Source organism: Prevotella sp. HJM029 (assembly GCF_000599605.1).
GTDB lineage: Bacteria > Bacteroidota > Bacteroidia > Bacteroidales > Bacteroidaceae > Prevotella.
This window is the reverse complement of record NZ_AZHT01000177.1, coordinates 1-12,422: the sequence shown is the minus strand read 5'-3', so window position 1 is coordinate 12,422 and position 12,422 is coordinate 1. Positions and strand designations below refer to the sequence as shown.

At 47.5% G+C, this 12,422-nt stretch carries 14 protein-coding genes and 1 pseudogene; 6 read left to right on the top strand and 9 right to left on the bottom strand.

Annotated features, from left to right (window positions below; translation table 11 throughout):
* Window positions 1–10: 10 nt before the first annotated feature.
* The 3 genes from X919_RS16560 (at window position 11) to X919_RS16555 (ending at window position 1,713) form a co-directional block, all read left to right on the top strand.
* Window positions 11–214, top strand: a complete 204-nt coding sequence (locus X919_RS16560) for a hypothetical protein (RefSeq protein ID WP_155949687.1) — start codon at window positions 11–13, stop codon at window positions 212–214.
* A gap of 11 nt (window positions 215–225) precedes the next feature.
* On the top strand, window positions 226–1,236 hold the full coding sequence (locus X919_RS15660) for a DUF7833 domain-containing protein (protein ID WP_051502449.1): 1,011 nt from the start codon (window positions 226–228) through the stop codon (window positions 1,234–1,236).
* Window positions 1,237–1,491: 255 nt separating this feature from the next.
* On the top strand, window positions 1,492–1,713 hold the full coding sequence (locus X919_RS16555; RefSeq protein WP_155949686.1) for a hypothetical protein: 222 nt from the start codon (window positions 1,492–1,494) through the stop codon (window positions 1,711–1,713).
* Between the two features lie 186 nt (window positions 1,714–1,899).
* Here X919_RS16555 and X919_RS16550 read toward each other — a convergent pair whose 3' ends face one another.
* The 7 genes from X919_RS16550 to X919_RS0106350 form a co-directional block, all read right to left on the bottom strand.
* Window positions 1,900–2,157: a hypothetical protein gene (locus tag X919_RS16550; protein WP_155949685.1), complete on the bottom strand. Its 258-nt coding sequence runs from the start codon at window positions 2,155–2,157 to the stop codon at window positions 1,900–1,902.
* Between the two features lie 193 nt (window positions 2,158–2,350).
* Window positions 2,351–3,346, bottom strand: coding sequence for a translation elongation factor Ts (gene tsf / locus X919_RS0106375; protein ID WP_028899446.1), 996 nt, complete (start codon window positions 3,344–3,346; stop codon window positions 2,351–2,353).
* Between the two features lie 108 nt (window positions 3,347–3,454).
* Complete coding sequence (gene rpsB, locus X919_RS0106370) at window positions 3,455–4,294, bottom strand: 30S ribosomal protein S2 (protein WP_028899445.1); 840 nt, start codon at window positions 4,292–4,294, stop codon at window positions 3,455–3,457.
* Window positions 4,295–4,563: 269 nt separating this feature from the next.
* Window positions 4,564–4,950 carry a 30S ribosomal protein S9 gene (gene rpsI, locus X919_RS0106365; protein WP_025071320.1) on the bottom strand — a complete coding sequence of 129 codons (387 nt, stop codon included), beginning with the start codon at window positions 4,948–4,950 and terminating at the stop codon, window positions 4,564–4,566.
* 11 nt (window positions 4,951–4,961) lie between these two features.
* Window positions 4,962–5,423: a 50S ribosomal protein L13 gene (gene rplM / locus X919_RS0106360; RefSeq protein ID WP_004381126.1), complete on the bottom strand. Its 462-nt coding sequence runs from the start codon at window positions 5,421–5,423 to the stop codon at window positions 4,962–4,964.
* A gap of 1,497 nt (window positions 5,424–6,920) precedes the next feature.
* Window positions 6,921–7,316 (bottom strand): hypothetical protein, encoded by a 396-nt coding sequence (locus X919_RS0106355; protein WP_028899444.1) that lies wholly within the window; start codon window positions 7,314–7,316, stop codon window positions 6,921–6,923.
* A 120-nt stretch (window positions 7,317–7,436) separates the two neighbouring features.
* Window positions 7,437–8,378: a site-specific tyrosine recombinase gene (locus X919_RS0106350; protein WP_028899443.1), complete on the bottom strand. Its 942-nt coding sequence runs from the start codon at window positions 8,376–8,378 to the stop codon at window positions 7,437–7,439.
* Window positions 8,379–8,457: 79 nt separating this feature from the next.
* Here X919_RS0106350 and aroQ point away from each other — a divergent pair, with 79 nt between their 5' ends.
* Together aroQ and X919_RS0106340 are read left to right on the top strand one after the other, a co-directional pair.
* A complete protein-coding gene (gene aroQ / locus X919_RS0106345; protein WP_028899442.1) occupies window positions 8,458–8,892 on the top strand; it encodes a type II 3-dehydroquinate dehydratase in 435 nt (144 codons plus the stop codon).
* Window positions 8,893–8,895: 3 nt separating this feature from the next.
* Entirely contained in the window at window positions 8,896–9,579 is a 684-nt protein-coding gene (locus X919_RS0106340; protein ID WP_028899441.1) for an O-methyltransferase, read from the top strand.
* Window positions 9,580–10,140: 561 nt separating this feature from the next.
* On the opposite strand, the gene X919_RS0106330 is transcribed toward X919_RS0106340, so the two are convergent.
* Entirely contained in the window at window positions 10,141–10,707 is a 567-nt protein-coding gene (locus tag X919_RS0106330) for a hypothetical protein (RefSeq protein ID WP_155949684.1), read from the bottom strand.
* A gap of 701 nt (window positions 10,708–11,408) precedes the next feature.
* On the opposite strand from X919_RS0106330, the gene X919_RS15025 reads away from it, so the two are divergent.
* Complete coding sequence (locus X919_RS15025; protein WP_253270098.1) at window positions 11,409–11,957, top strand: hypothetical protein; 549 nt, start codon at window positions 11,409–11,411, stop codon at window positions 11,955–11,957.
* Window positions 11,958–12,099: 142 nt separating this feature from the next.
* Here X919_RS15025 and X919_RS16030 read toward each other — a convergent pair.
* A pseudogene (locus tag X919_RS16030) lies at window positions 12,100–12,306 on the bottom strand (redoxin domain-containing protein); the annotation flags it as partial.
* Window positions 12,307–12,422 lie beyond the last annotated feature (116 nt).

Here is a 12,422-nt window from a genome sequence, read left to right as displayed (position 1 = left end):
GGCCACACAAATGCAGAAAATCACGAAAAAGAGGAAAGAAAAGAAAACGGCCTTGCCATTTTTTTTGGCCAAAAAACTTGCAACCCCGATGCACGATTTCGTATATTTGTGCCCAAACAACCTGATGAGAAGGACTGAAACAAATCTTAAAAAGCAGCCTCTCTATAACAACAAACCACTGCAACAAACTGGCACACAGCGCGTTGCAACTTAATAATTTTGACGATGCAAAACAAGGAAATCCACACACGCGGCGCCCACAAACGGCCGCACCAACCCAAAGTTTCGGGCAAGTTTCTGTTGCTCGACACACGTTTGCTCAACAGCACCGATCTCTTTCGCCTGCGCGAAACGATGGGCATGGAGGGCTGGGGCATGGCACTTTTCGTGCTCAACTACCTGTTGGAACACGGCGAATGGGGACGTGCGCCACTGCATGCCGTGACCGATTTGGCGCGCATGTGCCACAAAAACAAGCGCACGATGATGGCGTTGCTCACCGATTATCCCACGCTGTTCGAAATCGAAGCGGGCGGAAAGGTGTTCAACAGCCCCTACCTGTGTCAGTGTTTGGGCAGCGAAAAAGTAAAAATAAATCAAAAATCCAGCGCTTTAGAAAAATTAACAAACGAGCCATCTGATAATCAAGCCCTTAACCTTCATAGGATAAAGGATAAAAGGATGAAAAAGAAAAACGACGAAGAAAAAGAAACCACCGCCGCCGATGCCGCCGAAGCCGATGTGAAGAAGGCTGAAAAAGGTGAGAAACAGCCTGCAGCCTTGGGCACCGAAGAAGCGAAAGTTGTTGACCATCCCACGACAAGCGGAACAGAACAGCCGAGCTTTCGGTTGGAAACAGTGTTCACCGACCTTGCACAAGCTGCCTGCAAACTGCCCAATGACGAGCGGCAACCACTGCGTACCACGTGGGAAATCCTCGCCCAACTCTATGCCGACAGCCTCTATTGGCAAAGCCTCGAACGCTTGGTGGGGCTCGAAGTCTACAGCCAAGAACGCTGGAAGCGCTTAGTCCTGCGCTGGTTTTTCACCTATTGTGTGACGCAGGCCAAACCCATTGCCGCGCTCAACGATGCCAAAAGCTACCTCAACCACCTGCTGCAACCGGGCAGAAACACGCGCCAAGCCTTTGAACACTATGCCCAAACGCAACACGAAGCCGACTGCCGCGCCTGGCAACACTATTGCCAAATGCAGAGAAAAGGTGCGGGGAATTAAAGAAAGTACAACCCACAAGGGGGTAGGATTTTGTGTGGGTTTCATCCAGTCAGGGTAGATTTCGCTGCGCTCATCAACCCTGCCCTATCGAAAGTATAACCCCCCAAGGGGTAACCTCTCCCGCACCTTTTCGCGCGTTTGCCCCTGCTATTTGTGTGGCAACTCCACGCGATGGTATGGTCATAGAACATGTTGCCGCGCGCCATCCCTATGCTGTTGCGTGGTGATGAATAGCCATGCGGCACGCAACCCCACGTGGTAGTATGGTCACCCTCCGCGTTATGGCGTGGTGATGAATGGTTGGTGATACGGCAACCCCATCGGGGTTGTACATTCGATAGCCCGGGGTTGCCGACGATAGAAGGCTACCCCGGGGAGCAAGGTGGGCGGAATGCTACCCCCTTGGGGGTTGTACTTTCTTTCTTTGTGCCATTGAATGCGCCACATGTAACCATTCATGGCATCACATCATCATAATTTACGCATCTACGGGAATGGGTATCAATGGGAAAATAGCACGGGGAATTAAAAAAAGTACAACCCCCAAGGGGGTAGCATTCTGTGGCGAACGTCGTCAGACAGGGTAGATTTCGCTGCGCTCATCAACCCTGCCCTATCAAAAGTATAACCCCCAAGGGGGTAATTTTCTCACACCATCAACCATCAAAACGGATGATGGCACCGCAATTTTGTGTCGTATTGCGCGGTGGAATGACAGATGATGGGAGTAATTATCTTGTACCATCGCCCATCAAAACGGATGATGGTGCTGTGATTTCGTATTGCATGGCGCGGTGGAATGACGGATGACGGAGGGTTCTTTGCTGCACCATCGCCCATCAAAACGAAAGATGGTGCAGCCATTTCGCGGTGCATGGCGCGGTGGAATGACGGATGATGGGGGTAATTCTCTTGTACCATCGCCCATCAAAACGGATGATGGTGCTGTGATTTCATATCGTATTGCGCGGTGGAAGAGCCTGCCAGAGGTTACTGATGGCGGATGCCTCAGATGCAAGTTGAGCGCCAGAGACACAAAAAAGGCACCGCATTCACATGCAGTGCCTTCTAATTAGTTTCATGTTTGGCCTTGGAAGCCAAAAAAGACCATTTATTATTCTGCTACGAGGGTGAAGCGCTTGTAAGCCAAGATCTTCAGGTCGCCCTGCTTCTTCAACCAGTCAGCAACGCTCTCTTTGTCGCCATCGCCAAACTGGAATTCTTGGTCAACCAAGCAGCTTTCTTTGAAGAATTTGTTCAGACGGCCTTGCGCGATGTTCTGAATCATCTGCTCGTTGAGTGAAGCTGCTTTCTCTTCGCCCACGGTTTTTTTGATTTCACGCGCCTTAGCTGCGTCCTCTTCGGTGAGCCATCCCTTCTTGGTGTTGCTCTCGATGTGATCTTCAGAGTCAACATGTGCGGGGTTGATGCCAGCCTTTTTCAGTGCTGCATCGACAGCCTTTGAAACCATTTCTTCTTTGGTTTTCTCGACAGCCACCTTGAATTCTTCGTCTTTAACCGACTGAGGTACAGAGCTTTCGTCCAAAGCTACGGGCTTCATGGCAGCCACTTGCATGGCTACTTTGTGACCAGCCTCTTCGTTGGCTCCACTCAACTGCACCATGGTTGCCAAGGTGTGCTTGCCCATGTGGTCGTAGATAGAGATGTTAGCGCCTTCGAGATAGTCGTAACCATCAAGTTCCATCTTCTCGCCAGTGATGCCCGAACGGTGCTGAACAGCTGTTGCAGCGTCGTCGCCATTGGCCAACTTCAGGGTCTTCACCTCGTCTAAAGTCTTGCATTTTGCAGCGATAGCAGCATCCAAGATGTCCTCGGTGAGTTGGATAAAGTCCTTACCATTGGCCACAAAGTCGGTTTCACACTTCAATGCCAACATGGCAGCGAAGCCATCAACAGCCTTCACCAACACGCAACCATTAGAGGTTTCGCGGTCGGAACGCTTAGCAGCAATGGCCAAACCACGCTCGCGAAGGATGTCTTTTGCTTTGTCGAAATCGCCATCGGCCTCGGTTAAAGCTTTCTTTACATCAGCCAAGCCCGCACCAGTCATGGCGCGAAGCTTTTTAATATCGTCAATTGAAATTGCCATAATGAATCGTCTTTCGTTTTATGAATGTTAAAAAAATAACAGGATCTTATTGGAATAGCATAGCATCTGCAGCGTTCCTACTCTTCCCATAAGACCCTATGGTTGCCTTTATTCAGCAGCAGCCTCTGTGCTTTCTGCTTCTTCGGCCTTTGCTTCTTCAGCAGGAGCGGCAGCGTCTTTGCGTGCTCTGCGTGTGCGTTTCTTACCTTCGCCCGCAACTTCAGCCTGCTCAGCAGCTGCTTTCTCGTCTACCTTCTCAACCTTGCGCTCTGCAATACCCTCGGCAATAGCGCCACAAACAGCATTCAAGATGGTCTCAACGCTATCTTTTGCATCGTCGTTGGCAGGGATAACAAAGTCGATGTTCTTAGGATTGGAGTTGGTATCAACAATTCCAAACACGGGGATGCCCAAGCGATTGGCCTCTTTCACAGCGATATGCTCTTTCATCACGTCGACAACGAAGAGGGCATTTGGCAAACGGGTGAGGTCGGAAATCGAACCAAGGTTCTTCTCTAACTTCGCACGCTGGCGAGTGATTTGCAACAATTCGCGCTTCGAGAGGTTGGCAAAGGTGCCATCGTTCATGAGCTTATCGATGTTGGTCATCTTCTTCACAGCCTTACGAATGGTGGGGAAGTTGGTCAGTGTACCACCAGCCCAACGCTCATTCACGTAAGGCATATTGACAGATGCAGCCTTCTCGGCAACGATTTCCTTAGCTTGTTTCTTAGTAGCTACAAAGAGAATCTTCTTACCAGCCTTGGCAATGGCTTTCAAAGCCTCGGCAGCCTCGTCAATCTTGGCTACGGTTTTGTTCAAATCGATGATGTGAATGCCGTTGCGCTCCATGAAGATATAAGGAGCCATAGCGGGATTCCACTTGCGTTTGAGGTGGCCAAAGTGGCAACCTGCTTGGAGTAATTGGTCAAAATTTGTTCTTGACATTTTCTTGCTTTTAATTTAATTGTTTACTTTCTTTTGAATTCTTAATGCCACAACGCCGCTTTTTAAAGGCGTCCCTGCGGGCATAATTTGCTCAGAATCAGCCCCATAGTAATCTGCTTCGGTGACAGAGTCTGTAGGGTTTAGATACTAAACGAGAACGTTTTGTTGCCTTAAGCCACGCGAGGCAGACTGCCTTTCGGCACCCATTCTTCGCGCATCAGGCCGCTTGCGCCAGCCCAACAACAGGCCTCAGGCAACAAAAGTCCATTTTAACGCTTGCTGAACTGGAAGCGACGGCGAGCCTTGGGCTGACCAGGTTTCTTACGTTCAACGGCGCGGCTATCGCGTGTTAAGAAGCCAGCATCTTTCAATGCCTTCTTGTCTTCAGCGTTAACCTTAACCAAAGCACGAGCAATCGCTAAGCGAAGGGCTTGGCTCTGACCTGTGAAACCACCTCCGTCGAGGTTGGCTTTGATATCATATTTGCCATCGGCTTCGAGCAACAACAGGGGCTGTTTCACCACGTATTGCAGAATTGCTGATGGGAAGAATTCTGTTAAATCTTTCTTATTGATAGTGATTTTACCGGTGCCTTCTGTGAGATAAACACGAGCGACAGCGCTCTTGCGGCGACCAATTGCGTTTAAAACTTCCATCTTATCCTCTATTATTTATACTGGTTAATATCAATTGCTTTGGGCTTCTGAGCTTCTTTGTTGTGCTCAGCACCCTCAAACACGTAAAGATTGTCCATTAAAGCCCGACCAAGACGGTTCTTGGGCAACATACCTTTCACGGCATGACGAATGATTTTGTCGATACCATTGGCACGTGTACGGAGCTCTGCAGGCGTATTGAAACGCTGACCACCAGGGTAACCAGTATAGCGGGTGTAGACTTTGTCGGTTTCCTTCTTTCCCGTGAATACCACCTTGTCGGCATTAATAATAATCACGTTGTCTCCACAGTCTACGTTTGGAGTGAAGTTGGGTTTGTACTTTCCACGAAGAAGCTTTGCTACCTTAGAGCAAAAACGACCAACAACTTGATCGGTAGCGTCTACTACGACCCACTCTTTCTTCGCTGTTTCCTTGTTTGCGGAAATCGTCTTGTAACTTAAAGTGTTCATTTCTGAATAAAAATTTTACTACTAAAAAACATTGTTAATTACCTTCGATAACAAAGACCTCGCGGCGCCTCCAGTCTAAAAGAGACCATCCACAGCTTTTGCTTTGCTGATCAGCAGATTCACTAACCGCGTCATCAGGCCAGAGAGAACGCTATTAACACCACTGAACTGCTGAGAATTCTAAGCGCTTTCTCAACAATCGGTGTGCAAAGTTACATATTTTATGAGAGGGATGTATTCACAGTGCCCCCTAAAACACCTCATCTTATATATATTTAACAGTTTTATGGTTTTTTATTATCCTACACCATTTACCCATTGATGTTCGTTTCCGCAGACGTGTAACCATTACAATGCGACACCATCGCGTGGGATTGTCCCACAAATGGCCATTTATTGCCAAGCCACGACATAGAGATGGTGCGCGGCAAAATGATATATAGGTATTGAATCACAAGGCATTCCCCCATCAATAGCAGGGGCACACGCGCAAAAAGGCGCGGGAGAGGTTACCCCGAAGGGGTTATACTTTCGGCAGGGCAGGGTTGATGAGCGCAGCGAAATCTACCCTGTCTGACGACGTTCACCACAGAATGCTACCCCCTTGGGGGTTGTACTTTTTTAATTTCTCGCGCCATTTCCCCATTGATGCCCATTCCCGTGGATGCGTAAATCATGATGATGCGATGCCACAGATGGTTACATGTGATGTATTCGATAGCATACAGAAAGAAAGTACAACCCCCAAGGGGGTAGCATTCCGCCCACCTTGCTCCCCGGGGTAGCCTCCTATCGTCGGCAACCCCGGGCTATCGAATGTACAACCCCGATGGGGTTGCGTGCCACATGGCCATCCATCGCCAAGCGACAGCATAAAGATAGTGTGCAACATGGCCATTTATCATCACGCCACAATATGGAGTGTGACCATACCATTCCGATGGGGTTGCGTGCCGCATGGCTATTCATTGCCAAGCCACAGCATAGAGGTTGTGCGCATCATGGCCATTTATCACCACGCCACAACATAGGGTGTGACCATACTATCGCGTGGGATTGCCCCATCAATGGCAGGAGCACATGCGCGAAAAGGTGTGGGAGAGGTTACCCCGAAGGGGTTATACGGTCGAGAGGGCAGGGTTGATGAGCGCAGCGAAATCTACCCTGTCTGACGACGTTCACCACAGAATGCTACCCCCTTGGGGGTTGTACTTCTTTAAATTCCCCGTGCCATTTCCCCATCATCCCCATTTTTGTGAATGCGTAAATCATGATGATGCAACGCCATCACAATGGGATTGTCCCATCAATGGCCATTTATCATCACACCACAGCATAGGGATGGTGCACGGCAAGATGATGTATAGGCATTGAACCGCATGGGGTTGCCCCATCAATGGCAGGGGCATGCGTGCGGAAAGGCACGAGAGAGGTTACCCCCTTGGGGCTTGTACGCTCTCCCATCAGCGCTACGCCACACACCCGGAAGGCGGCACCTTATCTCGATTCAGCACACCGTTCGGCCTTGATTTGTTCGATACAGGCCAACAAACACTCGTAGGTTTGTTCGTCAGCCGTCTTTTCCCCACTCATATATTGCCGCATCAGCGAGAGGTTTATCCCCGCACGCTTGGCAATATCCGACACATCGAGATGGCTGAAATCATTGAAAAACGAGCGCAGATCGTAACGATATTCGAACGTCAGATTGCAATAGCGTTCATCGTCAGGATAAGCCTTCCGACATTCTTCAATGGCCTTCAGAAAATCTTCTTTTGCCTGTGCAACCGTCTTTCCATCGCCATCCACCAAGCCATAATCCCCAATGGGCGCCGTGCTGTAGCAAGAATAGCTGCCATCATTTCCACATTCCACCATGACTGAAATTTTCATTGTCCTATTGTCATTATTGTTGTTTACCTTCATACACTTCGTTCACGCTCAAAAAGAAAGATTCGCTTTGAACCTTACCGCCCAAGCAACACCTTATATATATAAAACAGCACACTCCGCTCACGCCTCTCTCTCGCCCTGCTCGGCGGCAAATTTGATGTTGCGGGGGTGGTGTTTCAAAATCTCCTCGCGCAGGGCTGCCGTGTCGATATGCGTGTAAATCTCTGTGGTTGAAATGCTTTCGTGACCCAACATGGCTTGAATGGCGCGCAAGTCGGCACCCCCTTGCAACAAGGCTGTGGCAAAACTGTGGCGCAAGGTGTGGGGCGAGATGGTTTTTCGGATGCCCGCCTCCTCGGCCAATCGCTTGAGCATGATGAGAATCATCGTGCGGGTGAGCTGATGGCCACGCCGATTGAGAAACACAAAATCCTCCTGCCCAGGTTTGATGGTCAAGCGGTTGCGGTCGTCAAACCAAAACCGAAGTTCGCGGATGGCACGTGGCGAGATGGGCACCAACCGCTCTTTGTTACCCTTTCCCGTCACACGAATGAAACCATCGTCGAGGTAGAGATTGGAGAGTTTGAGGTTCACCAATTCTGAAACACGCAGTCCACACGAGAACAACACCTCGATGATGGCGCGGTTGCGATGCCCCTCGCTCTTCGAAAGGTCGACGGCTGCCTCGAGCATGTCCACCTCTTGTGTCGACAACACCTCGGGCAGATGATGTGCCTGCACAGGCGATTCCAACAATTCGGTGGGGTCGTTTTCAATATATCCGTCCAACATGAGGAAGCGATAGAACGACCGCAGTCCGCTCAGCACACGGGCTTGCGAGCGCGGACCCACCTGCAAATCGTGTAGCGAGGCCGAGAAATGCTGCAAATCTTCCAGCGTCACGTGCAGCAACTCCAAACCGTTCTGCGCACAATAGTCCAACAACAGCCCCACATCATGCAGATAGGCCTCGAGCGTGTTGCCCGAGTAGTTGCGCTCCAACTGCAGGTAGCGCTGATAAACTTTCAATAGATTTGCCGACGATTTTTTGTTCTTTTCCATCTAATGTTGTATATTTGCTGAACGAATGCATGGGCTTTTACCCAGCGGCAGCACAAAGATAACGAAAAAAAACGGAACAATGAAAATTCAGATTATCAATGGTCCCAACCTCAACCTCTTAGGTCGGCGCGAGCCATCTATCTATGGCGACAGCTCGTTTGAGCGCTATCTGTCGACCCTGCGTGCACAATTCCCCGACGTGCAGATAGATTATTTCCAGAGCAATGTCGAGGGCGAGCTCATCAACCGGTTGCAAGCGGTGGGCTTTGACTGCGATGGTGTGGTGCTCAATGCAAGCGGCTACAGCCACACGAGCATCGCCCTGCACGACTGCATCCGTGCCATTGCGGCACCGGTGATTGAGGTGCACATCAGCAACATCTATCAACGCGAGGCCTTTCGCCACCAGTCGATGCTCAGCAGCGTGTGTCAGGGCGTCATCGTGGGACTCGGTTTGCCGGGCTATGGCTTGGCCGTCGAAGCCTTGGTGAACCGCAAACGGCAGACAAAATAGGCCATGAGCAGGCATGGCGACCTCCACATTCCCGGGCTGCAACCGCCCGAAGATGCCCTTGAGGCCTATGTGGCGCAACACACTTCGCCCGAGAACGACTACCTCTATCGGCTCTATCGCGCCACCAACATCCACACCATTCATGGGCGCATGGCCAGCGGTCATGTGCAAGGGCAGCTGTTAAAGATGCTCGTGGCAATGATTCGGCCACAGCGGGTGCTCGAGGTGGGCACCTTCAGCGGTTACAGTGCGCTCTGCATGGCCGCCGCTTTACCCCCCGACGGACGCCTCTACACGTTTGAAGTGAACGACGAGATGGAGGATTTCACCCGTCCATGGATAGCGCAATCGCCTTGGGCACAGCAGGTTGTCTTCACCATCGGCGATGCCAACGTGCTGGCACCTCAGTTGGGAATAACCTTCGATTTTGCCTTCATCGACGGCGACAAGCGCACCTATATCGAAACCTATGAGATGGCGATGCGCGTGCTGCGCACAGGCGGTTTCATGGCTGTCGACAACACGTTGTGGGATGGTCATGTCGTCGATAGCGCCTATGATCACGACGCACAGACCGTGGGTATCCGTGCGTTCAACGACCATGTGCTGGCCGATCCACGTGCCGAGCAGGTGATTTTGCCGTTGCGCGATGGACTCACCTTAGTGAGAAAGGTGGCCGAGCGATAGCCCCATCAGCGACAACAACAAAAAAAGGCATCCACTCACGTGGACACCTTCCTCATTTACTAATCCTTTTACTCTTAAAAATAGTCGCTAATACCTATTGAGATTAAATCTACAGAAAAAATAAACCATCTATAATTCTGTTTCTACTACCTTTGCAAAAATACCCCCTCTTTTCCATACCATTGTTACCAATTGTGCTTGAAAACTTACCAATAATTCGCTTTTTTACGTAATGGATATTGGATTAGGCCGAAAACCTCTCGCGTTTTAGTAATACCTTAACTCCGCAGCATAAAATCTTTTAAGAAATCCAAGTGCCTGAGAAACAAAGTTCTCACAAGAATTTATGCTGCGGAGTTAAGGTTAATCATCTTTTCTGTTAAATCTAAATATTACATAATTGGGATTATATTTTCGATAATCATTTCCAGGCATAAGCGTTCTTTGTCTAAAATCAAAAAACCATTGCTTCCCATGACATTACCGAGCTTGGTGTAAACGGTATACCCGTCTTTGTTATAAACCATTTTCGCTACAATAACGCTCTTCCTACTATGTTTATTACTCCTCAGTTAGGTCCTTTTTTATATACTGATAGAATTTCTCTAATGGAATTATTATTGAACAGCTATTATAGAAGAAACTTGGTGTAAAGATATTTTTACTTAGATGTAGTTCTTTTAAAACTAAGTATTCGTCTAATATAACGATATGTGGCAATATATCGGAATAAGATAATTTCAGATTATCTTGATTATTAGTTATAAAGAAAAGATTGAAGCATTCACCTACTTTTATTACTTTTATGAGATTCTGAAATAGGTCTTTATCAAAAGTGGCGTTCACATCAAGCCCTATTTGGAGTAGATTAGTATGCTCTTCTCCCTTTGTAAAGAAACGTCTTCTTACTTTTTTTTTATTTGATGTATTTATACTATCATTTGAAAGCCACACCCATACATTATGTGTAGAATTATTATACAAAGTATACTTAATTATTGATATACACTCATTACCTATGTCATAAGATATTATAGTACTATCTAATTGTATAATTCGATCTTGAGCAAATGTCATAATACTTGACGATAAAAACAATTGTATAAAAAGAAATAAATTAATTCTCATTTTTTATCCCCCTTTCATCCATATGCTTCCGAGATTCCTTTTTCGAGTTGATAATTCCCTTAATTCCGCAGCATAAAATCTTTTAAGAAATCCAAGTGCCTGAGAAACAATATCCTCAAAACACTTTGATATGTCAGAAATTTCACCTATCTTGGTGCTGCAAACATAACAAGTAAGCAAAAAACTGACATGACAAAGGTAGCAATTAAAAACGAGAATATCACTTCTCTCGGTGGAATTTACATCGTTTCTTTGTGGCTTTTCATACTTCCCCATTGGTTTGGGTGGGGGATTTCATGATTATGCAAGACCCAAGAACCCCGGAAAATCCCCATATCAATGGATAAATCCCAAAAATGTCACTTCAATATATAAAAGTACCTCACAAGGAATAATGCTGCGGAATTAAGGTCTTTACATGAAAGTGGGATGTTTCGTAGGAGAAAAAATGGTTTCAAGCTTGCAGGAAAAGAAAGAAAATATGTATCTTTGCAATCAGAATTTAAGAAGAGAATTATTAAAAAAGCTTTGTCTTTTGCCTGTCGGCTGTGAGGTGGAGTGGATTTTCAATTTTCGTTTCCTAAAAATTAGACTATGGAGTCATTCGTTGAGCATATATTTGTGCTACTAGGAGCATTCGCATTGGTGATATTGGTCTACAGCCTTATCTTTAAATATTCGCCTATCCCTCGTTTCCCAGCATGACAACACTTCCTGTAAGGTCTAGGTTAGGCATTCTGGCAGCTACATTGCTCACCGCCGTGAGTATTGTTTTGTCAGTTTGTTACGACCGCGAATTACAACAACTTTTTCCAAATTTTTTTGAGTATGGAATATTTCCTGTTGTGCCTTTGATAGCAATGATTCCGCTTTCGTGCCTGATATGCTTGATTTTCAAGTATGAAAAGAATGTTTGGTTTCGTTGCCATCCCAAACGTAGCAAGCTAATATTACAGGCGGTCAATCATATGTTCCAAGTAGAAGGCGTGTCAATTCTCAGCATTGATGACATCAATAATGGGCATGGCGTAAGCTTTTCATGGATTAACGGCCGTTTTATTGCTGCGGGAAAGCACAAGGTGACATTTCAATTCTATACCTATCAGAAATTCAATCGGTGTGCTGCCATGAACATTGTCTATACGAAAGACATCACCATGGAGTTTCTCCCGGGCGCTGTTTACATTGTTGAAGCACGCTCGGGAAATAAGAATTTCCGCATTACACGCGACATGAAACAGAGCGTATAGCAAACAGCGCCGACCTGAAAAGCCAGCGCACGCTTGCTTGTTGCTGCCAACATCAATTCTTTCCTTCCTTTGGAAAATCGGCAGTTGCTGTTCGTTGAGCCTGCGAAATGAGGAAAGCAAAGAGTTGATGTGAGTCGCCTTTCTATAATATTTGCTCGGCGTGAGCCCTCACTTTCACTTCCTTCGGGCCAATGATGCGGGTCACTGTACCCTCGGTATCCGTAATAAAGGTGGTGCGGTATACGCCCATGTATGTGCGTCCAGCCATTTTTTTCTCGCCATATACGCCGAGTTCCTGCACGAGTTTGAGTTCTGTGTCGCAGAGAAGTGGGAAAGGAAGATCGTACTTGTACTATCAGTTCCGATTCCTACCGACTCATTGAATAAATAAAGAATTGAGACCTCTGCAAAACCTACCATCCACTCAATTCTCACCCATACACTCTTAGAAGAATAAATCTTTTT